Source organism: Rhodococcus opacus, from assembly GCF_012396235.1.
GTDB classification, from domain to species: domain Bacteria; phylum Actinomycetota; class Actinomycetes; order Mycobacteriales; family Mycobacteriaceae; genus Rhodococcus_F; species Rhodococcus_F opacus.
Map to the genome: position 1 here is coordinate 293,088 of NZ_JAAXPA010000005.1, position 23,777 is coordinate 316,864.

At 67.0% G+C, this 23,777-nt stretch carries 23 protein-coding genes and 1 pseudogene; 10 read left to right on the plus strand and 14 right to left on the minus strand.

Features of this window, described 5'->3' with window-relative positions; all coding sequences use genetic code 11:
* Positions 1–79 precede the first annotated feature (79 nt).
* Entirely contained in the window at positions 80–1,621 is a 1,542-nt protein-coding gene (locus tag HGB39_RS08995) for a GAF domain-containing sensor histidine kinase (protein WP_005260977.1), read from the plus strand.
* Positions 1,622–1,676: 55 nt separating this feature from the next.
* Positions 1,677–2,111 (plus strand): LytR/AlgR family response regulator transcription factor, encoded by a 435-nt coding sequence (locus tag HGB39_RS09000; RefSeq protein ID WP_043787868.1) that lies wholly within the window; start codon positions 1,677–1,679, stop codon positions 2,109–2,111.
* On the opposite strand, the gene HGB39_RS40500 is transcribed toward HGB39_RS09000, so the two are convergent.
* Positions 2,089–3,723, minus strand: a complete 1,635-nt coding sequence (locus HGB39_RS40500) for a protein kinase domain-containing protein (RefSeq protein WP_005260975.1) — start codon at positions 3,721–3,723, stop codon at positions 2,089–2,091. The two genes, HGB39_RS09000 and HGB39_RS40500, sit on opposite strands and share 23 nt — an antisense overlap.
* 52 nt (positions 3,724–3,775) lie before the next feature.
* Here HGB39_RS40500 and HGB39_RS38510 point away from each other — a divergent pair, with 52 nt between their 5' ends.
* Positions 3,776–4,342, plus strand: coding sequence for a hypothetical protein (locus HGB39_RS38510; RefSeq protein WP_242322654.1), 567 nt, complete (start codon positions 3,776–3,778; stop codon positions 4,340–4,342).
* 398 nt (positions 4,343–4,740) lie between these two features.
* Here the strand turns inward: HGB39_RS38510 and HGB39_RS09015 are convergent, their stop codons facing one another.
* Entirely contained in the window at positions 4,741–5,253 is a 513-nt protein-coding gene (locus HGB39_RS09015; protein WP_005260973.1) for a peptide deformylase, read from the minus strand.
* Here HGB39_RS09015 and HGB39_RS09020 point away from each other — a divergent pair.
* A complete protein-coding gene (locus tag HGB39_RS09020) occupies positions 5,243–5,755 on the plus strand; it encodes a PadR family transcriptional regulator (protein WP_005260972.1) in 513 nt (170 codons plus the stop codon). The two genes, HGB39_RS09015 and HGB39_RS09020, sit on opposite strands and share 11 nt — an antisense overlap.
* Positions 5,756–5,776: 21 nt before the next feature.
* Here HGB39_RS09020 and HGB39_RS09025 read toward each other — a convergent pair whose 3' ends face one another.
* From HGB39_RS09025 to HGB39_RS09035, 3 genes are all read right to left on the minus strand, one after another.
* Positions 5,777–6,082 carry a WhiB family transcriptional regulator gene (locus tag HGB39_RS09025; RefSeq protein ID WP_005260971.1) on the minus strand — a complete coding sequence of 102 codons (306 nt, stop codon included), beginning with the start codon at positions 6,080–6,082 and terminating at the stop codon, positions 5,777–5,779.
* Between the two features lie 243 nt (positions 6,083–6,325).
* Positions 6,326–6,625: a TroA family protein gene (locus HGB39_RS09030; protein ID WP_054247699.1), complete on the minus strand. Its 300-nt coding sequence runs from the start codon at positions 6,623–6,625 to the stop codon at positions 6,326–6,328.
* Between the two features lie 76 nt (positions 6,626–6,701).
* Positions 6,702–7,559 carry an SGNH/GDSL hydrolase family protein gene (locus tag HGB39_RS09035; protein WP_064080436.1) on the minus strand — a complete coding sequence of 286 codons (858 nt, stop codon included), beginning with the start codon at positions 7,557–7,559 and terminating at the stop codon, positions 6,702–6,704.
* Positions 7,560–7,763: 204 nt separating this feature from the next.
* On the opposite strand from HGB39_RS09035, the pseudogene HGB39_RS09040 reads away from it, so the two are divergent.
* A pseudogene (locus HGB39_RS09040) lies at positions 7,764–8,186 on the plus strand (SDR family NAD(P)-dependent oxidoreductase); the annotation flags it as partial.
* 2 nt (positions 8,187–8,188) lie between these two features.
* Here HGB39_RS09040 and HGB39_RS09045 read toward each other — a convergent pair.
* Together HGB39_RS09045 and HGB39_RS09050 are read right to left on the minus strand one after the other, a co-directional pair.
* Positions 8,189–8,944 (minus strand): IclR family transcriptional regulator, encoded by a 756-nt coding sequence (locus tag HGB39_RS09045; protein WP_005260968.1) that lies wholly within the window; start codon positions 8,942–8,944, stop codon positions 8,189–8,191.
* Complete coding sequence (locus tag HGB39_RS09050; RefSeq protein WP_211281130.1) at positions 8,941–10,395, minus strand: APC family permease; 1,455 nt, start codon at positions 10,393–10,395, stop codon at positions 8,941–8,943. Before HGB39_RS09050 ends, HGB39_RS09045 begins: the two co-directional genes overlap by 4 nt.
* A gap of 422 nt (positions 10,396–10,817) precedes the next feature.
* On the opposite strand from HGB39_RS09050, the gene HGB39_RS09055 reads away from it, so the two are divergent.
* The 4 genes from HGB39_RS09055 (at position 10,818) to HGB39_RS09070 (ending at position 16,387) form a co-directional block, all read left to right on the plus strand.
* A complete protein-coding gene (locus tag HGB39_RS09055) occupies positions 10,818–12,323 on the plus strand; it encodes an aldehyde dehydrogenase family protein (protein WP_064080437.1) in 1,506 nt (501 codons plus the stop codon).
* Positions 12,324–12,492: 169 nt separating this feature from the next.
* Positions 12,493–13,983 (plus strand): APC family permease, encoded by a 1,491-nt coding sequence (locus tag HGB39_RS09060; protein ID WP_005260965.1) that lies wholly within the window; start codon positions 12,493–12,495, stop codon positions 13,981–13,983.
* Positions 13,980–15,926: a primary-amine oxidase gene (locus HGB39_RS09065; protein WP_005260964.1), complete on the plus strand. Its 1,947-nt coding sequence runs from the start codon at positions 13,980–13,982 to the stop codon at positions 15,924–15,926. The genes HGB39_RS09060 and HGB39_RS09065 overlap by 4 nt, the downstream gene beginning before the upstream one ends.
* A gap of 5 nt (positions 15,927–15,931) precedes the next feature.
* Complete coding sequence (locus HGB39_RS09070) at positions 15,932–16,387, plus strand: hypothetical protein (RefSeq protein ID WP_120660367.1); 456 nt, start codon at positions 15,932–15,934, stop codon at positions 16,385–16,387.
* Between the two features lie 9 nt (positions 16,388–16,396).
* On the opposite strand, the gene HGB39_RS09075 is transcribed toward HGB39_RS09070, so the two are convergent.
* Both HGB39_RS09075 and HGB39_RS09080 read right to left on the minus strand, forming a co-directional pair.
* Entirely contained in the window at positions 16,397–17,287 is an 891-nt protein-coding gene (locus HGB39_RS09075; protein WP_064080221.1) for an alpha/beta fold hydrolase, read from the minus strand.
* A gap of 80 nt (positions 17,288–17,367) precedes the next feature.
* Entirely contained in the window at positions 17,368–18,279 is a 912-nt protein-coding gene (locus HGB39_RS09080; protein ID WP_064080220.1) for an amidohydrolase family protein, read from the minus strand.
* A gap of 78 nt (positions 18,280–18,357) precedes the next feature.
* Between HGB39_RS09080 and HGB39_RS09085 the strand changes: the two genes are divergently transcribed.
* Complete coding sequence (locus HGB39_RS09085; protein ID WP_005566630.1) at positions 18,358–19,176, plus strand: alpha/beta fold hydrolase; 819 nt, start codon at positions 18,358–18,360, stop codon at positions 19,174–19,176.
* On the opposite strand, the gene HGB39_RS09090 is transcribed toward HGB39_RS09085, so the two are convergent.
* The 5 genes from HGB39_RS09090 to HGB39_RS09110 all read right to left on the minus strand — a co-directional run bounded on the left by HGB39_RS09090 (position 19,151) and on the right by HGB39_RS09110 (position 23,697).
* Positions 19,151–20,377 (minus strand): cytochrome P450, encoded by a 1,227-nt coding sequence (locus tag HGB39_RS09090; protein ID WP_064080219.1) that lies wholly within the window; start codon positions 20,375–20,377, stop codon positions 19,151–19,153. The two genes, HGB39_RS09085 and HGB39_RS09090, sit on opposite strands and share 26 nt — an antisense overlap.
* Before the next feature lie 71 nt (positions 20,378–20,448).
* On the minus strand, positions 20,449–21,279 hold the full coding sequence (locus tag HGB39_RS09095; protein WP_005566633.1) for an ABC transporter permease: 831 nt from the start codon (positions 21,277–21,279) through the stop codon (positions 20,449–20,451).
* Entirely contained in the window at positions 21,276–22,232 is a 957-nt protein-coding gene (locus HGB39_RS09100; protein WP_064080218.1) for an efflux ABC transporter ATPase subunit, DrrA-related, read from the minus strand. The genes HGB39_RS09095 and HGB39_RS09100 overlap by 4 nt, the downstream gene beginning before the upstream one ends.
* 30 nt (positions 22,233–22,262) lie before the next feature.
* Positions 22,263–23,108 (minus strand): DUF4097 family beta strand repeat-containing protein, encoded by an 846-nt coding sequence (locus HGB39_RS09105; protein ID WP_064080217.1) that lies wholly within the window; start codon positions 23,106–23,108, stop codon positions 22,263–22,265.
* Between the two features lie 73 nt (positions 23,109–23,181).
* Complete coding sequence (locus tag HGB39_RS09110) at positions 23,182–23,697, minus strand: Arc family DNA-binding protein (RefSeq protein WP_064080216.1); 516 nt, start codon at positions 23,695–23,697, stop codon at positions 23,182–23,184.
* Positions 23,698–23,777: the final 80 nt, after the last annotated feature.

Consider the following 23,777-nt stretch of genomic DNA (forward strand, 5'->3'; position numbering starts at 1 on the left):
GTCACGGCGGTCACATGGAGCCCTGTCGCGGCGCGGCGCGGAGGCCCCCTGGGCGGCTTTCGACGCGGACGCGCACCAGATGCCTGCGCGTCTGATATCGCTGCTGGTGCGTCCGACGACCCCGCCGTTGTGGTTGGGGATCGTGGTCGCCGCCACCGTGATCACCGTGGAAACCGTTGTGGTGCATCAGCTGGACAAGGTAGCGCCGCAAAATGCATTCGGTGCGGTGTTCCTGCTCGGAGTTCTGGTGGTCTCGGCTCGGTGGGGATTTGCGCTGTCGGTAATGACGACTCTGGTGAGCGCGTTCGTCTACGTCTACTTTCACCTTCAGGTGGCGGGGACCCTGCTTCCGGCCAAAGCCGGCGACTGGGTGGCCATCGTGGTCTTCCTGCCGGTCGCTCTGGTGGCCAACCTCATGGCGGGCCAGGCCAGATTGCGTACCGCGGAAGCGGTTCTGCGCCGCCGGGAGGCGGAGGCGAGCCGGGACGAGCTCGCGATCCTCGCCGAACACCAAGCCGCACTACGTCGGGTGGCGACGTTGACGGCGCGTGGGGTGAGCCCCTCGGAGGTGTTCACGGCGGTGGCCGAAGAACTCGCGCTCTGGCTGCATGTGGTCGACGCCGTGTTGCTTCGCTACGAGGGAGACGGCACAGGGACGTTGGTCGCCGTTCGATACGAGCCGGGGGAAACTCGGATGCCCGTCACCGGAGACAGGATCTCGACGGAGGGCGACGACGTCGGGGCGATCGTCTTGCGCACCGGCCACGGCGCCAGGATCGACAACCACGAAGATGTCGGTGGGGCAGTTGCTACCCGCATTCGTGCCGAGGGCTTCGGGTCGATCGTGGGAGTCCCGATCGTCGTGGACAAACGGGTGTGGGGCGCGGCGATCGTCGGATCGCGGCGCACCGAGCCGCTGCCCGCGGACACCGAGGTCCGACTCGGTGACTTCGCCGATCTCGTCGCGACCGCGATCGCCAATGCGGCGACCCGTGCCGAACTGATCGCCTCGCGGGCCAGGATCATCACGGCAACCGACGAGGCCCGGCGTCGCCTGGAACGTGACCTGCACGACGGGGCCCAGCAGCGGCTGGTGTCGCTGGGACTGGAGGTGCGGATGGCGGAGGCGTCGGTGCCGGCCGAGTGGGGGGACGTGCGCGAGCAGTTGTCGGCCATCGCCTCGGGGCTCACGGGTGTGTCGGAGGATCTGCGGGAACTCTCGCACGGGATCCATCCGGCGATCCTGTCGAAGGGCGGGCTGGGATCGGCGGTGCGGACGCTGGCTCGTCGTTCCGCAGTCCCCGTTGCTCTCGACGTCGCGATCGAGGGCCGGTTCTCCGAATCGGTCGAGGTAGCCGCCTACTATGTGGTCGCCGAGGCGCTCACCAACGCCGCCAAACACGCCCACGCCTCCGAGGTGGATGTGTCCCTGCGGGCGGAGGACGGCACTCTGCACCTGGTGATCGGGGACGACGGCGTCGGCGGCGCCTCGTCCGGTGCGGGCTCCGGCCTCATCGGACTACAGGACCGTGTGGAGGCCCTTGGCGGCCACATGCTGATCACGAGTCCCCCCGGTCACGGGACCATGCTGGACATCACCATCCCGGTCGCCGACGAGTGACCGAACGGGATTTACCTGCTAGCGGGAATGCGTACCCGGGAGTATCAGGTCAACCATGGAAGACATGGTGTTGCAATTCGGTCGTCTACGGTGCCTGATCGTCGATGACAGCCCACGTTTTTCGGATACTGCTCGGCGACTGCTCGAGCGGCAGGGCATCACGGTGGTCGGCATTGCGTCGAACACCGCCGACGCGGTCCGGTCGGCCGCGGAGTTGCAGCCCGATGTCATCCTGGTCGACGTCGAACTCGGCGCGGAGAGTGGATTCGAACTCGCGGAGCGGCTCGACGAGGACGCGTTCCCGGCTGCGGTGATCTTGATTTCCACCCACGCCGAGCAGGACCTGGCGGACTTGATCGCCGGGAGCCCCGCGGTGGGTTTCGTGTCGAAGTCCGAGCTGTCGTCCGAGGCGATCCGGGATCTGCTCGGTGCCGGTGACGGAACCGAAGGGGAGCCGGTGGCTCCGGTCAGCGGGCCTCGAGGAAGGTGACGACCGCGAGAACTCGACGGTGATCGTCGCCGGTCTCGGGGAGGTTCAGTTTGGTGAGGATGCTGCGTACGTGTTTCTCGACGGTGCCCTCGGTGACCCAGAGTCGGCGGGCGATGCCGGCGTTGGAACGTCCCTCCGCCATGAGGGCCAGTACCTCCCGCTCCCGCGCGCTGAGTGCGGCGAGCGGGTCGTTGCGCCTGCGGGCGGAGACCAACTCCTGAACCAGCGCGGGGTCGACGACGGAGGCCCCCGCGGCGATGCGCTGGAGGGTGTCGATGAAATCGTCCACGTCGGTGATGCGGCTCTTGAGTAGGTAGCCGATTCCGCGGCCGCTGGCGAGTAGCTCCATCGCGTGTTCGACGTCGGCGTGCGCGGACAGGACCAGGATGCCGACTTCGGGGAATTCGTCGCGGATCGCCCGGGCCGCGTCGAGCCCTTCGGTGGTGTGGGTCGGGGGCATTCGGATATCGACCATCACCAGGTCGGGGGCTCGCTCACGGACCAGTTCGAGGAGTGTGGTTGCGTCGCCGGCCTGTTCCAGCACGTCGAAGCCGGAGCGCGTGAGCAGGCTCGCCAACCCCTCGCGGAGCAGGACGTCGTCTTCGGCCAGGATCACCCGCAGACGTGTCGTCACCGGCCTGCTCTCCGAGCTTGCCCGGGCCCGAGCCGATTGCGGATGGTCGCGGTCGTGGGGGTCGCCGAGGTCGGTGGGCACCGCCATGTCGTCGACGGTCAGGCCGTGGCGGCGCTGAATCCGCCGCAACTCCTCCCCGAACTCGGCGGCGCTCGCGGGACGATCCTCGATGTTGCCCGCCATCACATGGTTGATGGCGGAGCGCACGTCGGCGGGAATGTCGGTCTGCGTCGCATTGGACATCGTTCCGTCGGGGGTCTGCGGCACCTGGGTGGCCGTCTGCTCGGCTCGGGGGCGTTCGATGCCCGCGTGACCGTTGAGCGCACACAGGAGCGTGGCGCCGAGGCTGTAGAGATCCGACGCCGGTGTGGGGGTCTGTCCCTGGAGTACCTCGGGTGCGGTGAACGCGGGGGAACCGGAGATGAGGCCGGTGGCGGTCTCGAAGCCACCCGCGATTCGTGCGATGCCGAAGTCGGTCAGTTGAGGCTCCGCGTACTCGGTGAGCAGGATGTTCGCGGGCTTGATGTCGCGGTGGAGGGTGCCTCGCCGGTGTGCCGTCTCGAGCGCCCCGGCGATCTTGACCCCGATATGCAGACAGTCCTGCCAGCTCAGAGGGCCTGCCTCGCGGATCAGTGCGTCGAGGGAGTTGCGTGGGTGGTACTGCATCACGATGTAGGGCATGCCCGATTCCGTGGTACCGCTCTGGAAGATGCTGACGATATTGGGATGCCCGGACAGTTTGCCCATGGCGTGCTGCTCGCGGAGGAACCGGTCGAGATTGTCCGAGTCGAGCGCGGCAGCGGCAGTCAGCACCTTGATGGCAACAGTGCGTTCGAGCGAGCGCTGCCAGCAGCAGTAGACCGCTCCGAAACCGCCGCGTCCGACTTCGTGGGCATCGTCGAAGCCGGCCGCGGCCAGCTCTACCGCAATCGCCCCGAGCGGATCGGACCGCGTCGCCGGAGGATGGAATTCGGCCATCGTCGACCCCGAGTTTCCCCGTCCATGAGAAAAGCGCCCGATCACCGTGAAAGTGACCGACTTCGAGAATACTTCATCGGCGCCCGGCCCGACACGCCATGACGCCGTCTCGCACACAACGAACAATCATGGCATTGCAGCTACCTGGAAGACCGAGATTGCGGCTGGTTGCATCCGCAAGCTCCTGCTGGCAGTGACGACGCGGGGTTCCGTTTCCGCGACGATTTATATCAATGGTCGTTCGATCATCAACCCATCGCAAGCACCGCACAAGTCGGCGCAGCACAGAAAGAAAATGAAGGTGAGGACAATGAACAAGTTCGCAATCCGCACGGCGGTCGCCGCGGCGGCAATCGCACCCCTGCTCGCTCTCGGTGCCGGAACTGCTTCCGCCGCAACAGTACCCGATGTGGTTACACCCGCTGCTCGTGTCGTGCCGGATGCGGGGCCCGTGACGGACCTCCCGGATTCCGGTTTCCCCTGGGGCTGGCCGGGAGCGACGGGGCCGTTCGGACCCGGACGACAGGATGTCGGGCCCTTCCACGGGGGGTTCGGCGGCTTCGGAGGTTTCGGGCACTTCGGCCACTTCGGCGGCTTCGGTGGACACGGTGGGTTCTAGCCGCGGACGTCGGTTTCGGGTGCTCCACCCCTGATCGGCTGTGCCCGAGAGCGGGCACAGCCGAATGGAAGAAAAGGGCAGGAACGTCCCGGCGATCAAGCGAATCACCTTCGCCCCGAGCGCAATCCGTGAACCCAAATGTATCACGCCGACCGCAACGCTTCACTGCGATGAGCGATGCGGTGCTCGGCAATGTATTCGACTTGGCTGCATCGTCGTTCGATTGATGCGCACCTCCCGTCCGTGGCGCGGACCGATCCGGTCGACGCCGCCGTCTGACCCGAGTACTTCGACCCGTCACCGACCACCCACACGAGGAGCATTAGTCATGCCGTACGTCGCCACTGCTGATGGCACCGAGATCTATTACACCGAGCAGGGAACCGACGTCATGCCTCTCACCAACCGAACGGGTCACGGTCCGCTCCGGGTACCCACGTATTGCCGGGGTCGGTCCACTGACGCCGTTTGATCATCTTGCGCGCGGCGCGGTGATTGCGTCCGACGAGCCGGTCGAGGTAGAGATGCCCGGCGAGATGATCGGTTTCGTGCTGCAGGCAGCGGGCCAGATAACCGGTGCCCTCGACGGAGATCGGGTTGTTGTCGATGTCCACGCCGACCACCCTCGCCCAGTCGGCTCGGCCCGTAGGGTAACGCTCGCCCGGAACGGAGAGGCATCCTTCGAGTTCGTCCGGGTCGGGCATGGTCTCGGGCAGCGGCGAAGTCTCGAGCATCGGATTGATGACGTGCCCTCGATGTCGCCGGGTGTCCTCGACCAGGTCGTACACGAAGATCGCCCTCGGGTCTCCGACTTGGTTGGCGGCCAGGCCGGCTCCGTGAGCTGCGGTGTTGGTCTCGTAGAGGTCGTCGACGAAGGCGGCGAGTTCGCTGTCGAACGCGGTGACCGTCACCGCTGGTGTGGTCAGTCTGGTGTCTCCGGCACGCGACGCGCGTCTGGATCGAGCCGAATTGTGGTCACAGGTGAAACCCGGGTCGCTCTACGGTGCGTTGCATCGGCTCGAAGACGAGGGTCTGATCCGCCCGTTGCGGACAGAGCGGGACGGAGCATTGCCCGCCAGAACCGTGTACGAGATCACGGCGGAAGGAACCAGGGAACTCCGAGCGCTCCGCGACGAGGCGTTCACCGAGTTCGAACTCAAACCGGACCCCGTCGACCTCGCCCTGGCTGTGAGCGCAGATCTCGACCGGGAGGTGCTCCGCGGCTACGTCGAGGACCGCATCGCCGTCCTCGCGGCACGCGAGCTGCAGTTCGATCACCAGCTCGATCGCCGATGGCCCGACCAGAGTACTGCCGACGATCTCATCGTCGCCCACGCCAAGATGCGCATCCAGACCGAGATCGCCTGGCACAAGAAAGTCCTCGCCGACATCGACAAGCTGGAGGCACGGTGATCCGCGGGGAATAGGCGCCGGTCAGCGGCGGCTGCCGGAACGGAGTCGGCGGGCGTGCCGTCGGCGGTCGGCTTCGGTCATCCCGCCCCAGATTCCGTACGGTTCGTCCTCGGCCAGGGCGTGGTCGCGGCACTGGGCGAGTACGGGACAGTCCTGGCAGATCTGCTGGGCGTTCGCTTCGCGACGGGCGCGGGCATGACCGCGTTCGCCGTCGGGGGAGAAGAACACCGACGATGCGACTCCGCGGCATGAGGCCAGCTCGCGCCAATCCTCGGGGTGGGGCGCGGCCGCGGGGGCCGGTGTTCGTGACGTTTCTGCCAACAGCACTGCGGTCCTTCCGTTCCCGGCGCGTGGAACAGAACCACGTGTCGGGAAACAGATATCGATGTTCTTCGTGTGAGCGCCGGTATCGGTTACGAGCGTTCCCGTTAACAAACCGGACGGCCTGTTTAAAGATATACCGGACGACCACACGCCTGCGCCACTGGGTCGGATGTCCAGTAGTGCGGCGGTGCATCGACGTGTTTACGGATGGATTGACGAGTGTGTCGGGAGTGGCTTCCGCGGTCGTTAACGTTGCACGGCGGAGTCGAGGAGTGGAACCACCTGTCCCAGTGCCCAATCGAGGCTGGGCGGTGAGGGGAAGGCGATGGACTGCGCCAGCGTCGGTGCCAGCGGCACGTATGCGCCGCGTTCGACGGCGCCGAGCGATTGGAATGCCGGCTGCTGTTCCAGACTCTCCAATGCGCCGTTGGAACTCGTTGCCAGGATGAGATCGGCATCGGTGTCGGCGAGTAGTTCAGTGCTGATCTGGGCACGCCCGGGGATGTTGCTGACAGGTTGTGCCGTGGCGAACGGGATCAGTGTCAACCCCGGTTGGTCGAGGAACTTCGCTCCGGCGTCGTCGGTCGAATTGACGACGTAGGGAATGGCGCAACCAGGCCGATCATGGACGGGTCGCGACGACGAGTGCCGCCATTGCCCTCAGCCCTTCGTGCGTGGGGTGCAGGGGCATCGTGAACGATCGGGGGACGAGGCCTTCGAACCACCGGAGATCGGATCCGGCGCATGCATCGTGCCCTACCGCGGCGGCGGCCACGTCGACGAAGTACGCGCCGTTACTCCGTGCCGCGTCGGCGAGAGCGCTGTTCATTCTCACGAAGAACTGCACCACGAAGGCGGCGTCGGCATCGCTGGTGGGGATGTAGGGCCAGCAACCGCGGTCGCCGAAGATGCCGCCGTGCCCCACCAGGAGCACGGTCGCAGCGGGGGCCTTCTCGGTGATCGCAGCCAGGGTGGTGGACACCTTCGGGCCGAGCACGGTGAGAGCGTCGTTCATGCGCTGGGCGGTGGTGGCGTCGGAGCGACAGTTCGCGTCGAGCCCCGGGGCGAGCGTGTAGCAGGGCTCCACCAACGACGACCACGCGATGTCGTTTCCCCCGATGCTGACGGTGACGAGCGTCGTGTCCGGCCGGAGTGCCCCGATCTGCGGTGGTTGAGGTCCGGTGATGGTGAATTGTGTTTTTTCCGTGATGTTTTCGGTCTTTGCTGCCGCGCACGCCCTGCTGACGTACGATTCCGCGCGCAGGGTGTCGGCGACGATCTGCGGGTACGCGTCGGCTGTGCGGAAGCACCCGTCTCGGATCGACAACGGATCGTGTAGCGACCCGGTGGCTCGCGAATCACCCAACGCGACATACCGGATGGCGGAGTCGGGCGCGGCGTCGGCCACCGCGAGATGCGCCCACGGGAGTGCGAGCGCCACCACGCACCCGACGAGGATCGACGACAGAGTCGACTTCACGGGAGGGCTTCGAGGACGACCGGATGGTGTCGGGCCGGCGCGTTTTTCGTCATCACTCATCTTATTTCCGCGCACCGGATATCGCCTGGCTTCGACGGACTCGGAGGAAAATTCGGCCTACCGACGTAACTCAGATACTACTAGTCTCCGAAATATGAGCATCTTCGGCGGCCGGAACTATCCCGTGATCGACCTGGACGGCGCTCCATGGCCGGCAAGCTGCCCGTGCCCGGCATGGCCGTCTACAACGCCAGCAAGTTCGGGGCGGTGGGGCTCTCCGCCTCCGTCCGGGCGGAGTTCGCTCCCGCCGGCGTCAGTGTGAGCACCGTACTTCCCAGCGCGGTGCGCACCGGACTGTCGTCGGGTGTGCCGCTGGGCGGCGGGATGCCGACCGTCGACCCGGAAGACGTCGCGGACGCCATCGTCCGGACGCTGGACCATCGTCGCGCCGAAACCGCCGTGCCCCGGTACCTCGCCGGGTGGGATCTGATCGACGCCGTGGTCCCGGAGCGTCTCCTCGATCTCGGCCGCCGTCTGATCGACGACCGGCGGGCGCTCACTGCCGTCGACCCCGTCGGGCGCGCCGACTACGACCGCCGGCTCGCCCGCCAGTCGCGGACGCCGTAGCGCTACGCCATCAGCGGTGCCAGCCGCTCCGCATGCTCCCGCAGCGACGGGACGTGGCGCAGCATGAGGTGTTCGTGATCGACATGTCCCGACAGTGCCAGACTGCCGACGAGGGCGCCCGTTCCGGACCGGACGGGAACGGCCACGCAGGCCGACGCGTCCTGGAGTTCCGCGAGTTGGGTGGCGAAGCCCTGGCTCCGGATCAGGTCCAGATTCGCGAGCAGCTCGCTCCTTACGACGATGGTGCGGGCCGTCAGCGCCCGTGGCTCCCAACGGGGAATCACGGATTCGAGTTCCGACTTCTCCGCGAGAAGGAGCTTGCCGACCGCACACGCGTAGAGGTGCTGGTTGAGAAACGACTCGTCCTCCGGCGGCGGGTATTCGGGGTCCGCGTCGGCCGTGCGGACGGCGACGTTGGTGTAGAAGAACAGGTGGACCCCGAAGCGCACCGACAGTCGCAGTTCGGCGAGAACCTCACGCGCCGCCGCACACACGGTGGGCACGACGGCGGCGTCGACGAGGATCCCGATCTTCTGGCCCAGCGCGAACCCGGACAGATCGGGGAGCCGCACCACATAGCCTTCGCCGACGAGAATGTTGAGCAGTCGATACGTGGTCGCCGACGGCATCGACAGGCGGGCCGCGATGTCTTTCGCTGTGACACCCGAGCCGGCCCGGGCCACCTCCTCGAGCACCCGCAGGGCGCTGGTGACGGCCTTGGGCTGACGCCCCGACAGGGCTCTGTCGTCGGCGCTCACCGGCGGACCTCCCACGGTCGGTACCGGCCGAGCAGGTCTTCGGCCACGGCCTCGTCGTACACACCCATCCGTTCTCCGATTCCGGGGGATCGCCGCGCGCGGATCGCGAAGACCGCGGCGCCGACAAGCATCAGAAGCACGTAGACGGCGGTCGCCGCGCCCGCGACATACGTCCGCGAGAACGCCGCCCACCCGACCAGTGCCACCATCGCGGTCGCCGTCAGCACGCCGACGAGCACGGGAAGTCGAGTGAGTTCGCCGATCCGCCGGAGGAACGCCGGCGTCGCGACGCACAACAGGACGTACGCCAGGACGTAGCCGTGGGCGGACACGGCGAGGAGTCCGATCAGGACGTCGCGGCTCGAACCGCTGACGAACAGACAAAGGACGGGCACCGCGACGACGACCGGCATCGCGGCCGTCAACGCCACATGCGGAGTGTGGAACCGGTGGTGCGTCCGGCCGAACACACTCGGAACCACCCCTTCGCGGCCCATCGCGAACAGGGTGCGCGACAGCGCCGTCGTCGAACCGAGGACGCACGCGAACCAGGAGGCGGTGATGCCGAGTTCCATGACGATCGACAGCGCCGACGAACCTGCGCCGGACGAGTCGGGCAACGTGAGGACGATCGGTAGCGAGTCGACTCCCTGCCGCACCGGCTCCGGCAACTGCAGGGCGGCCGCGAACACGTACAGAACGCCCAGCGCGATGGGGGTCCACCGGATGGCGCGCGGGACGGCGACGAACGGGTTGCGGGCCTCCCGCGCCACCGTGCCCGCGCTCTCGAATCCGACGAACGACGTGATCGCGAGCAGTACGGCGAACCCGACCGCGGATCCTGACTTCGCGCCGCCCGCGGCCGGGGTCGCGCCCTCGCGGACCGATTGCACGAACGCGACCACCAGCGCGGCGGAGGCGGCCACGATCGCGAAGACCTCGATGGCGAGCATGATCCGCGCCGACAATTGCACGCCCCGGACCATGAGGAGAAGGGCCAGCAGTCCGACGATCGCCGCGAGGACCGCGATGAGGGGCGACCCCGCCGGAAGCCCGACTCGGCCGAGCAGCGCGGCGAGGTAACTCGCGGCACCGAGCGTGCTCGCCATGGCCGCGGCCGCGTAACCGACGAGCAGCGACCAGCCCCCGCCGAAGCCGGGCACCGCCCCGAGTCCCTTCACGATGTAGCTGTAGAGACCGCTGACGGCCACCATCCGGGTGGCGAATTGTCCGATGCAGTAGCCGACCGCCGTCATCAGAATCGCCGCCGCGACGAACACCGCAATGGTCGCCCGGCCCGCGTCGGGTATGACGAGAGCAGGCAGCGTGACCATCACGGCCGACGGTGCGACCGCGGAAACGGACTGCCCGAGCACCTGGACGAAACTCAGACGCGCCCGCTCGAGACCGGCGACCGGTGATCTACTTCTGATTCTCGGTGTACCGGACACCACGCACCTGCTCTCCACACTCTCCGGCCGGCCCCGCGCGAGTGATCAACCCGGGGCTGCATGAGTTGCACGCTAGCGCAGGAGACGAGCGCGATGCGCCGATCGGAATTAATTTTCGATCACCTCGAATGAGAATGGCCGGAGAATGCGTTCCCGATTCCGGAGCCTGCGCCGGCGCACACGGCGGATCAGCTGCACCGACCCGAAAAGCCGGAATGAGAATCGGCGCCGTCGTGGCCGGAAAAGTCGAATGAGAATGCCGCAGTCGCTGATTCCCATCCGGATTTAGTAGTGACCGGCGACACATTCGGGGTTTATCGTGGGTTCAGGCCGCAGCACGACGAGGCGAAATATTCCGCCAAAAGTGTTCTGCAGAAGCCGGATTCATTCACAGATTCATTCACTCCATCGAAGAGGACATGATGACTGCAGTCGTTCACACCCCCGCCGGACTCGACCCCCGGGTCGTCGACTTCGTTTCGTCGCCGAAGCGCATGTTCGTCGACGGCCGATGGGTGGACTCCGCGTCGGGCAGGACGTTCGAGACGGTCGATCCCGCCACCGGACAGGTGATCACGACGGTGCCGCACGCCGGAATCGAAGACGTGGACCGGGCGGTAGCGGCGGCCCGGCGGGCCTTCGAGTCCGGGCCGTGGCGCTCGCTCACCCCCGCGGAACGTCAGCGGATCCTCTGGAAGATCGGCGAGGGGATTCTGGCCCGGGCCGATCAGTTCGCGCAGCTCGAGTCGATCGACAACGGCAAGTCCGTGGCGGTGGCGAAGGCCGTCGACGTGACGTGGGCGGCGGAGATCTTCTTCTACTACGCCGGCTGGGCCACCAAGATCGAAGGCCGCACCATCCCCGTGTCGGTGCCGTGGGCGCCCGGAGCCCGATTCCACGCGTTCACCACCCGTGAACCGGTCGGTGTGTGCGCACAGATCATCCCGTGGAACTTCCCGCTGGTGATGGCCGCGTTCAAGGTGGCACCCGCGCTGACCTGCTCGAACACCATGATCCTCAAGCCTGCCGAGCAGACACCGCTCACCGCGCTGCTCCTCGCCGAGGTGATCGCCGAGGCCGGCGTCCCCGACGGCGTGTTCAACGTGCTCACCGGTTTCGGCGACATCGGCGCGGCGCTGTCGAGTCACGACGACGTCGACAAGGTCGCGTTCACCGGTTCGACCGAGGTCGGAAAGAAGATCGTCAATGCCGCGTCGGGGAACCTGAAGAAGGTGTCCCTCGAACTCGGTGGCAAGAGCCCGCAGGTGATCTTCTCCGACGCCGACCTCGAGGCTGCGATCCCGGGCGTCGCCGGCGGGTTCCTGTTCAACCACGGCCAGGCCTGCACGGCCGGAACGCGTCTGCTCGTCGAAGACCGGATCTTCGACGAATTCACGTCCGGTGTCGCTGATTTCGCGAAGGCGCAGAAGATCGGACCCGGACTCGACCCCACCAACGACATCGGCCCGCTGATCTCCGAGGAGCAGTTGGGCAAGGTCACCGGATACATCGACGCCGGACTCGCCGACGGTGCCCGCGCGCTCTCCGGTGGGCAGCGGCACGGCGACACCGGCTTCTACGTGGAGCCCACCCTGCTGGTCGACGTGAACCGTGACTTCAGCGTGTACCAGGAGGAGATCTTCGGCCCGGTCGCGGTGGCGGTGCCGTTCAACCGGGAAGACGGCGTCCGCGCGGCCGCCAACGACACCCCCTACGGCCTCGCCGCCAGCGTGTGGACCCGGGACGTGTCCCGCGCCCACGAGGTGGCCGCCGAGATCAAGGCGGGCACGGTGTGGGTGAACTGCCACAATGCCTTCGACACGGCGCTTCCGTTCGGCGGCTACAAGCAGTCCGGTTGGGGACGCGAACTCGGTGAAGGTGCCATCGCCGAGTACACCCAGAGCAAGTCCGTCAACATCGCCCTCTAGATACCTCGACCGGACCCGAATGAGAATCGTCCTGCGTGCGTTCTCATTTGCTGTCGACGGACTGTGACGCTTCGGCAACTGCGCCGACAACCCGCAGTCGCATGCTCGTCCCAGAGCTCACCGCGGAGCATCCACGCAGACCCTCTCCTCGTGAAAGTCGAAGGAAACCATGACAACCAACGCCCCCACGCACTCGAGTGCGGTCAGCGACGGCACCCCTCGCAGACTGGCAGGCACCCTCGGTCCGGGTGCCATCGTGTTCATGGTCGTCGCAGCGGCGGCCCCGTTGACCGTGATCGCCGGAACCGTCCCTCTGGGCATCGCAGCGGGCAACGGCGCCGCCTACCCCGCGTCCTACATCGTCTGCACGGTGGTACTGCTGTTCTTCGCCGTCGGATTCACGGCGATGGCCAAGCACCTCCCCGGCGCCGGCGCGTTCTACACCTATATCACGCAGGGCCTGGGCCGGCATGCCGGTCTCGGCTCCGCATTCCTCGCGTTGCTGTCCTACACGGCAGTCCAGGGCGCGGTGTACGGATACATCGGAGCCGCCGTCAACGATTTCGTCACCGCTCACGGCGGCCCCGAACTTCCCTGGTACGTGTGGGCCCTGGCCGTGACGGCCGTGGTCGCGATCCTCGGATACCGGCACATCGACCTGTCCGGCAAGGTGCTCGGCGTACTGCTCGTCTGCGAGGTCGGGATCGTCCTCGTCGTCGACGCCGCCGTCATCGTCCGGGGCGGCGGCGACGAGGGATTCTCGACGGCGGCGTTCCACCCCGCCGAGTTCTTCTCCGGAGCACCCGGCATCGCACTGATCTTCGCCATCGCCGGGTACATCGGCTTCGAGGCCACCGCCGTCTTCCGGGACGAGGCCCGCGACCCGGGCCGCACCATTCCCCGGGCCACCTACCTGGCGTTGCTGGTGATCGGCGGCTTCTACGCACTGTCGAGCTGGGCGATGGTCAGCGCGTGGGGCGACGAGGGTGCCGTGGCCGTCGCGACCGAGAATCCGGAAGGGATGATCACCGAGACCGCCACCCGCTACGTGGGTGCGATCGCCGGCGACCTCGTCCAGATCTTCCTGATCACGAGCCTGTTCGCCGCCCTGCTGTCCTTCCACAACGTGCTCTCCCGGTACATCTTCTCCCTCGGGAACAGCGCGGCCCTGCCGGCGGGATGCGGTCGCTCGCACGTCAAGCACGCGTCGCCGTACATCGCGTCGGTTGTGCAGACGGCGTCCGCTCTCGTCCTGATCGTCGCGTCCGCTGTTGCCGGACTCGATCCGGTGACCGAGGTGTTCGCGTGGTTCGCCGGTGTGTCCTCGGTCGGCATCGTCGCACTGATGACCCTGACCTCCGTCGCCGTCCTCGTCTACTTCGGCCGGACCCGGGTGGACCGGCGGGTGTGGAACACCGTGATCGCACCACTGCTCGGGCTCGTCGGCCTGGCCGGGCTTCTGATCATGACCGTCGCCAACCTTCCCCTTCTCGTCGGCGGGTCCAGCACTCTCGCCGCCGTCATCGGGGTTCTGCTCATAGGAACGTTCGCCGGTGGAGCGGCCGTCGCCGTGCTCCGACCCCACGCCGCACGCCACGACACCGCTCTACCGCAGCACGACACGAACGACACCATCATCGACAAGGAGATCGCACGATGAGTACCGCCACCACCGAGACCCCGGCCGCCATCGGTTCCGCCGCCCCGGACCATCCGCTCACTCCGTTGTCGGCGGACGAGATCCGGTCGGCGAAAGCACTCCTCACCGACGAGGGACTGATCGGCGAGCACGTGCGCTTCGTCTTCGTCGCACTCGCCGAGCCGCACAAGTCCACGGTCCTCGCGTTCACGCCGGGCGACCCGATCGAGCGGCGCGCCCGGATCCTGCTGCTCGATCGCTCCACCGGCATCGGCACCGACCTCGTCGTGTCGGTGACGGAGAACCGCGTGATCAGCAGGGCCACCGTCGATTCCGCCACCGACGGCCACGTGCCGATCCTCGACGAGGAGTTCGAGGACATCGAAGCGTTCCTGCTCGGCAGCTCCGACTGGCTCGCGGCGATGGCCAAGCGCGGCATCGAACCGTCGAAGGTCCGGGCGGTTCCCCTGTCGGCCGGCGTGTTCGGCCACGAGGACGAGGTCGGGCACCGCATCGTCCGCGTCCTCGCCTTCCACCAGGAGGACAAGGCGGACCTGCCGTGGGCGCACCCGATCGACGGGGTCGTGGCCTACGTCGACCTCACCGAGCGTCGCGTCGTGAAGGTGGTCGACGAGATCGAGCTTCCCGTCCCAGCCGAGCGCGGCGAATGGAACGCCGAACCGCACGCCACACCCACCCGCACCGACCTCAAACCCATCGAGATCACTCAACCCGAAGGTGCCAGCTTCTCCGTCGACGGCAACGAGATCACCTGGGCCGACTGGAAGTTCCGCTTCGGTTTCGATGTGCGCGAGGGCCTGACGCTGCACCAGCTCTCGTTCGACGACGGGGGAGTGGAACGTCCCGTGATCTATCGTGCCTCGATCGCCGAGATGGTGGTTCCCTACGCCGATCCGTCCCCGGTTCGATACTGGCAGAACTACTTCGACCAGGGCGAGTACCTGTTCGGCCGGTACACCAACTCGCTCGAACTCGGCTGCGACTGTCTCGGTGAGATCCAGTACTTCGACGTCACGATCGCTGACGAGTCCGGTGACCCGCGCGTCATGAAGAACGCGATCTGTCTCCACGAGGAGGATTACGGCGTCCTGTGGAAGCACACGGACATGTTCAACGGCATGACCGAGACCCGCCGCTCGCGCCGCCTCGTCATCTCGTTCTTCCTCACCATCGGTAACTACGACTACGGGTTCTACTGGTACCTCTACCTCGACGGCACCATCGAACTCGAGGCAAAGGCCACCGGAATCGTCTTCACCTCCGCCTACCGCGGTGCCGACGGATTCTCCACACAGATGGCGCCCGGCCTCGGCGCCCCGTTCCACCAGCACCTCTTCTCCGCCCGGCTCGACATGGCCGTCGACGGCAATGTGAACACCGTCGAGGAAGTGGATGCCGTGCCCGTCCCCATGGGCCCGGAGAACCCGTGGGGCAATGCCTTCCGCTGCCAGAAAACCAAGCTGACCACCGAATCCGAGGGGCAACGCACCGCCGACAACCTCAAGGCCCGGGTCTGGCACATAACCAATCCCACCAAGCAGAACCGGCTGGGGCAGGATGTCGGGTACGCGCTGCACCCCGAAGGTCAGCCGGTGCTCCTGGCCGACCCGTCGAGTTCGATTGCCTCCCGTGCCGCGTTCGCGACCAAACACCTGTGGGTCACGCAATACGACGAGTCCGAGCGTTATCCCGCAGGCGACTTCGTCAACCAGCACCCGGGCCAGGCCGGTCTGCCGACGTTCGTGGCGGGCAACCGGGACATCGAGGGGCAAGACCTGGTGCTGTGGCACACGTTCGGGCTGACGCACTTCCCGCGGCCCGAGGATTGGCCGGTCATGCCGGTCGACTATGCCGGGTTCACGCTGAAGCCGGTCGGATTCTTCGACCGCAACCCCGCGCTCGACGTGCCGGCGAGCACCGCGAAGCACTGCTGCGAAGGCTAGAAGTCGTGTCCGCCGTCTTTTCTTCGATCGCCCGCCGCACCAGCCACTGGTTGCGGCGGGCGGCCGCGGCCCTCGCGGTCGCTGCGGCCGGGCTCCACGCCGCGTCGCTCGGTGAGCATGCGACGTCGTCGCCGCTGGTCGCCGTGGTGACCGTTGCGATGATCTTCGGATGCCTGTACTGCGCACGGCACCTGTGGATGCGTGGTTCGCACCGGGATTGGGGTCTCGTCGCGCTGATGAACGTCGGCATGATCGCGTTGCACGTCACCGTGATGAGTCCCGGTTCCGGTGGCGGCGGCCACCACGGGCACGCGATGCATGCGGCGGCGCCGGCTCCGATGGGTCATTCGATGTCGACGCCGATGGTGGCGGCGCTCGCGACGGCCGCACTCGAAGCGGTGATCGCCGTGACGGTGCTGTTCTACCAGACTCGGTTCGACGCCCGAGACGTCCCGGCCTGACGAAGAGCGTCAGTGTTCGGCTGGCGCAAGATGATTCGCTACCAACGCGAGCATGTCGTCCGCGTGACTGACGGCAATGAAATGACCACCACCACTGATCGGGTGCCAGACGGCGCCCGGGGTCTTGTCCGCTACTGTCTTGTTGATGATCTCAGGCACCAGGGTGTCGGCGCTTCCCTGCCAGAAGTGTACGGGGCGCGTCACTTTCGTCATGTCGAACGGCCAGGCCTTGTAGAGCATCGTGGCGTCGGCGACGAGTCCGTCCGCGCCATGTCGAAAGCATTCGCGTCCTGCCCTCAGAAACGCGTCGAGGACCTTCTCGTCAGCCAGCACCTCCCGATCCGCGGTGCACGCCGACTGTGTGATCGCCTTCGCGTAGCGATCCGCGAAATGTGTGGCACTGATACCGAGCACGTCGTACATGAGTGTGAAGCCGGGATGGAAGTGAAGCGCCAGGCGGCCGCCCAGCGCGTCGACGCTACTGAGATACTTCGCGGCCCAGTTCGATCCGAACGTTCCGTAATTGCCACCGGCGATGCACGCGACATCGACCAGGCGTGCGGGGTCCAGATACGCGGCGGCCGCCAGGGCCCACGGTCCACCCTCGGACCAGCCGGTTACCGCGAATCGCTGTTCGCCGAAGGAGTCGGCCAGCAGCAGGAGGTCATCGGTCCAGCCTTCGAAGGTGCGGCCCGGCTGAAGGTCTGACCCGCCCATGCCGGGCCGGTCCGCGCACACGAATCTCAGTCCGTTGGCCTTCGCATACGGGTCGAACAGTTCGGCCTCCAGTCGGCTCGAGGGTCCCCCGTGGTTGTGCAGCACGAGTGGCCCGCCCGGGTCACCGGCTTCGAGATACGTGATGGTCCGGTCGCCGACCCGGATACTTCCCTCTCGCGTCACGTGGACTCCTCACAGTGTGGACCGGAACCCGAAACTGGATTGGCGGCGTCGAAACTGCAGGTACTCCGATCTCCCTCATATTAGGCGTCACCGGCGGGCAGGCGATACACCCGTCGTGCGGTTTCGCCGAAGAAGTGCGCTTGTTCTGTCGACGACAAGTCGCCGAGGGCTGCCTGGACGGTGGACACCATGGTTTCGGTATCCCACAGCAGATGGTCGATCGGGTAATGAGAGGCGAACATACATCGCCCGGCGCCGAAGATGCTGAGCGCCGTCCGGATCCACTGACCGATCCCCTCCAGGGATGTTCCGAAAATGAGGGCGATTCCCTGCAACTTGAGGACGACATTCGGAAACCGACTCACCGCAGTGAGGCGTTCTTCCCAACGGGAGAAGCCCTCGGCAGTGAGGTCGACCGGCCACCCGACCGCCTCCAGCACGAAGGTGGTCTCGGGAAACGCGGCGATGAGCTCGTGAGTGGCGGGTAGCTGCTCGTCGTATACGAGCAGATCCCACACCAGCCCCGCATCGGCGACCTGCTCGAATCCACGCAACCAGGCCGGGTCCGACAGGTAGTCGCCGCGCGCACCCAGGCGCTTGATCGGGTCGGCCGCCCAGTACAGCGGCTGGCGCACCGCCCGGACCACGGGGAGATCCCGATATCGCGCGAGAACGCTTGCGCGATCGTCTGAATCGAGCTGAACGGCCGCGATGAAGGCGTTCGGAACACCGACACGGTCGGCGCAGTGCTGAATCCAGACGGCCTCCGCGACACTGTCTGCTGCACCGAATTCGCACGCGACGGAGGCCGTGACGGGCGCCCCCTCGACCTGTGCCCGATAGTCGTGCGGCAGGTACCGGTGCGCAGCGTCGTAGTAGTTCGGGAGCAAGGCGGTGAGCGCGGGTGGGCGACTGTCGATCCACGGGTACTCGAGGTCGGGCAGGTTGATGAAATGATGATGAGCATCGACAATGTCCACCTCACGCAGCATATTTCAGTTGTCGACGGGGGACCGGGCAATTGGTTGAGCGCGGCTCGTGTGGTCGGCGTGGATCGTTAAGGTGTTGACATGGAGCGCCGGATCGACGAAGCCCTGGTCCATTACGTCGAGCACGGCGGCGGCGTGCCGCTCGTGGCTCTGCACGGCGCCGGTGTGGATCATCGTGAGATCGAGGCAGCGATCGAGGCCATCGTTCCCGGCACGGGCTACCGGCGGATCTATCCGGACCTGCCGGGGATGGGCCTCTCGACAACCGACGGGCTGACCAGCAACGACGATGTGGTGACGCTGCTCGGCGACTTCATCCACAGCCTGGGCGTGGGCCCGGTGTTGCTGGTCGGACATTCCTACGGCGCCTATCTGGCACGTGGGGTGGCCGCACAGCGACCGGACACGGTGCTCGGCCTGGCGTTGATGTGCCCGGTCACCGAGCAGTCACGACACGTGCCCGACCACGCCGTGGTTCGCCAGGACGCCGATGCCTACGACGAACTCGAACGTGCACAGTGGGCGGGGTTCGACGAGTACTTCGTCGTGCGCACGCCGTCCACTGCGCGCCGCTACCGCGACCAGGTGGTGCCGGGTACGACGCTCGTCGACGAGGATGCGCTCGGACGTATCTTCGCCGGGTGGACGGTCGACGTCGGGTCGAGCGCGTTCTCCGGGCCGACGTTGATCGTGGCCGGCCGTCGTGATTCGATCGTCGGGTACGCGGACGCGGCCGAATTGCTCGAGCGCTACCCGCACGCCACCCTGGCAGTCGTCGACGACGTCGGCCATGCGCTGATGCACGAGCGGCCAGAACTGCTCGCCGCCCTGTTCGGTGACTGGTTGGATCGGCTGACGCGCTCGGCCGACGGTTCTACCGGGCCGTTTCCGTCCAGGTGACCGGCAGTTCGTGGACGCCGTAGATGTTCATGTCGGTCCTGAGTTTCACGTCGCCGGCGGGGACGGCGAGCTCCAGGGTCGGAAAGCGGCGCAGCAATCCCTCGAAGCCGGCGCGCATCTCGACGCGGGCCAGCTGCTGGCCCAGGCACAGATGGACGCCGTGGCCGAGGGACAGGTGACCGCGGGCCTTGCGGCGGATGTCGAGGGTGTCGGGGTTGTCGAAGCGCTGGGGGTCGCGGTTGGCGGCCAGCAACGAGACGACTACCGTCGATCCCTTCCGGATCGTTTCACCGCCGAGTTCGATGTCCTCGGTGGCGTAGCGATAGAAGATGTCGGCAACGGACAGGTAGCGCAGGAGTTCCTCGACGGCGTCGGGGAGCAGGTCCGGGTCGGCGCGTAGTTCCGCCAGCTGCTCGGGGTTCTCCAGGAGCGCGAAGGTGCCCAGCGCCAGCATGTTGGCGGTGGTCTCGTGGCCGGCGAGCAGCAACAGGAAGGCGGCACCGGTCAGCTCCTCGATGGTGAGGTCGTCGTCGCGGGCCAGATCGGACAGGATGTCGTCGCCGGGGGCGGCGCGTTTGCGCGTGACCAGTTCGGAAAGGTACGTGGTCAGTGCGATGTACGCGCCCATCTTCTCGTCGAGCGGCTGGTCCTTGATCAGGAACTTGGCGGAGTTGACCTGGAAGGTGTCCCGGTCCGCGTAGGGGACACCGAGCAGTTCGCAGATCACCAGCGAGGGCACCGGCAGCGCGAACTCTTTGACCAGGTCGACCGGCGGGGTCAGGCGCGCCATCTCGTCCAGCTGCCGCTCGGCCACGTCGATGATGTGGTCTTCGAGCTGCTTCATGCGTTTGACGGTGAAGGCGCCGGTGAGTGTGCGCCGCAGCCGGGTGTGGTCCGGCGGGTCCATGGCGATGAACAGGCCCGGCACCTGCGGCGACGGCTCGGTGGCGACGGGCATGCCGGGAGTCTCGTACGGCACGTGGAGAATACCGATGTCCTGGCGGGAGCTGAACCGGGTGTCGGCCATGAGCCGGCGGACCGCGTCGTAGCCGGTGACGAGCCAGCCCTCGTGACCGTCGGGGAAGATCATGGGACTGACCGGGCGAGACTCGCGCAGCCGGGTGATCTGCTGGGGCGGGTCGAAGGGTCCCGCATCGCGCTCCATCGGGAGGCCGTACGGGATGGCGACCGTTCTACTCATCGGATTTCCTTTCGTGACGGTTGGTCTGTCGACGGCGGTGCTGCAGACCGGTTTGGCTCGGGGCCGTGCCGCTACCGCGAGTACTCGCGGTTGAAGAGCTTTTTCGACCAGAGGTATCCGCCGAGGGTGATGAGGGCGCACCAGCCGAGCGCGATCCATGCGTTGTTCCCGATCGGGGTACCCATGAGCAGGCCGCGCAGGGTTTCGATGATCGGGGTGAACGGCTGGTACTCGGCGAACCAGCGCAGCCCGGCAGGCATGGAGTCGGTGGGGACGAACCCGCTGCCGAGGAAGGGCAGCAGGACCAGCGGCATACCCACATTGCTCGCGGCCTCGACGGTCTTGCTCACCTGGCCGAGCGCGACGGAGAGCCAGACGAGCGCGAACGTCACCACCACCAGGAACCCGGCGGTGGCCAGCCACGCGCCCACCCCCGCGGTGGGCCGGAAGCCGACCAGCAGCGCCACGCCGATCACGATCGCGACGCTGAGCATCGCCTGGATCACGCTGCCCAGCACGTGTCCGGTCAGCACCGAGACGCGGGCGATGTGCATGGTGCGGAACCGGGCGATGATGCCCTCGGTCATGTCCATCGCGACCGAGATCGCTGTCCCTTGCACCGCGGCCGTCACGGTCATCAGGATGATCGCGGGCACGACGTAGTTGACGTACTCGGCGCGCCCGCCGGACACCCCGCCGAGCCCTGCGCCCAACGTGCCGCCGAACACGTAGACGAACAGCAGCAGGAAGACGACCGGCATTCCGACGAGAGTCACGGTCATCGACGGGTACCGCAGCATGTGATTGAGGTTGCGGCGCAGCATCGTTGCCGAGTCGCGCAGCGGGTGGAACCGGAGGTCCGCCGGGGCCGGCCCGGCGAGAGTGGGGGCGGGGGCGCTCATGAGGTCACCTTCTCGTTGTGGGGGTTGCCGGTGAGGGCGAGGAAGACGTCGTCGAGATCGGGGGTGTGCACGGACAGCTCGTCGACCTCGATGGCCTCGTCGTCGAGCCGGTCGATCAGAGTCTTGAGCGAGCGGAGGCTGCCGTCGCTGGGCACACGGAGGGCGAGCGCGTCGGGGTCGCGCGCGACCTGGTCGAGGACCCGCTCGGCCGCTTCGAGGCCGCGCGGGTCGGCGAACTGCAGGCGGACGTGGCTCCCGGGGATGCGGCGCTTGAGCTCGTCCGCGGTTCCCTCGGCGACCAGGCGGCCGTGGTCGAGGACCGCGATCCGGTCGGACAGTTCGTCGGCCTCCTCCAGGTACTGGGTGGTCAGGAAGATGGTGACGCCGGTTGCCACCAGGTCCCGGACGATCTGCCACATGGCCCGGCGGCTGCGTGGGTCCAGGCCGGTGGTCGGCTCGTCGAGGAAGATCACGCGCGGGCTGCCGACCAGGGTCATCGCGAGGTCGAGCCGCCGCCGCATGCCTCCGGAGTATGTCGAGACCGGCTTCGAGGCCGCATCGACCAGGTCGAACTGTTCGAGCAGCTGGGCGACGCGCCGCCGGCCGTCGCTGCGGGCGAGGTGGTGCAGATCCGCCATCAGCAGCAGGTTCTCCCTGCCGGTGAGCAGGTTGTCCACCGCGGAGAACTGGCCGGTGACACCGATTGCGGCGCGCACCGCGTCGGATTCGCGGGTGAGGTCGTGGCCGGCGACGCGGGCGTCACCGGCGTCGGCGCTGATCAAGGTGGACAGGATGTTGACCGTGGTGGTCTTCCCGGCGCCGTTCGCGCCGAGCAGGGAGAAGACCGTTCCCTGCGGGACGGTCAGATCGATGCCGTCGAGCACGACGTGGTCGCCGAACGACTTGCGCAACCCGGTCACCGCGATGGCCGGCTGAGATTGCCTGGTGGTCATGGTTTCCCTTTCTCGAGGTCCAGAAGTGGATCAGGAACGACGGATCGTGATGCCGCCGAAAGAGGTGTGCGCGCGGACCTCGACGGTCTCGTCGGACGCCTCGGGCCGGGTGGTGTTGTCCAGCAGGTTGCGTACCTGCCCGAACTTGGTGTTCACCTCGAGCCAGGCGGCGGTGCCCTCGGCGATGCCGATCTCCAGGTCGCCCATCGCGGTCCCGAGCTCGACCGAACCGCGGGCCACTTCGCCGAGGCGAATGCTGCCGTTGGACGTCTTCGACTCGACACTCGCGCCGGCCCGGTCGACGGAGATGTCGCCGTTCGCCGAGCGCACATGGACGTCGCCGGTGACCGCGGCGATCGCGGTGTCACCGTTGGAGTTCTTGACGATTGCGGAGCCTTCGATCTCGCCGATGCGGACCTTCCCGGAGCCGGTGCGGATCTCGGCGTTGCCCGCGACGCCGTCCGCGGTGACGTGACCGGCCGCGGTGTCCACACGCAACGGACCGGTCTGCTCGAGCCGGACGTTCCCGGTGGAGGTCTTGAACCGGCACTGCCCGAGCCGGCCCGTGCCGCTGAGGTCTCCTACCTGCACCTCGCCGGAAACCTGCGAACCGCTGGGCAGGTCGATGGACACCTCCACCGACCTGGACTTGCGGGAGAAGTCGAGTACGCGCGCTTTCGGTCCCATGACCTGGAGCACGCCGTTCGCGTAGTCGACGCGGACCCGCTGGGCGGCCTGCACGTCCGACTCATCGGATTCGTCGCTCGGGCGCACGTCGACGGTGGTGTCGGTGCGGTCGCTCGCGGTGATCCGCACATTGCCGACGCCGAGTTCGAGCGTGACGGAAATCGGTTCGGGTGTATCGAAATTGGGCATAGCTGTCCCCTCGGGATGAGTTGGTGAAACATCCCCGCAGGTCGGGGACGTGGTGTGGTGGTGGGCGGTGTGGCTAGCGCACCCAGCCGGTGAGGCTCTGCTTGGTCTGTTTGCCGCGCTGCTGGGCGTGCTGGACGCGGTCCGGTTGCTGCAGCGCGGTCGAGGCCGCGCGGACCAGCCAGGCGTTGACCGAGCGGCCCTCGTTGGCTGCGGCCTCCTCGACCGCGGCCTTGAGCTGTTCGGGGAGGCGCACGTTGATCCGCGCGGTCGGGCCGTCCTCGGCGATCGGTGTGCCGCCGTCGGCCGGTGCCGCATCGTCCTCGGCCGCTTCCTCGATCGGCTCGGCGGGCCGTGCGGTCACGACGAAGTTCGGGTCGCGTCCGCGCAGGCGCAGCTCCACCGATCCCGGGGCCAGATCTTGGGTGATCTCGTCCGTGGCGGCGGACAGTGCGTCCAGCAACGTCATCCGGATCGCAGACTCGAGCGACCCGGTCAGGCGCTCGACCAACGCACGGGATTCGTCACCGCCGGCTTCGGCGAGGGTGGCGAATTCACGTCCGAGGTTGCTCACATACGGTGTCAAATCCATGGTGCCATCGTGGCACAACAATGGCATCACCACAAGGGTTAAGTGGCTCAAATGTGGTGCCACATGGCATCACCTGGCCG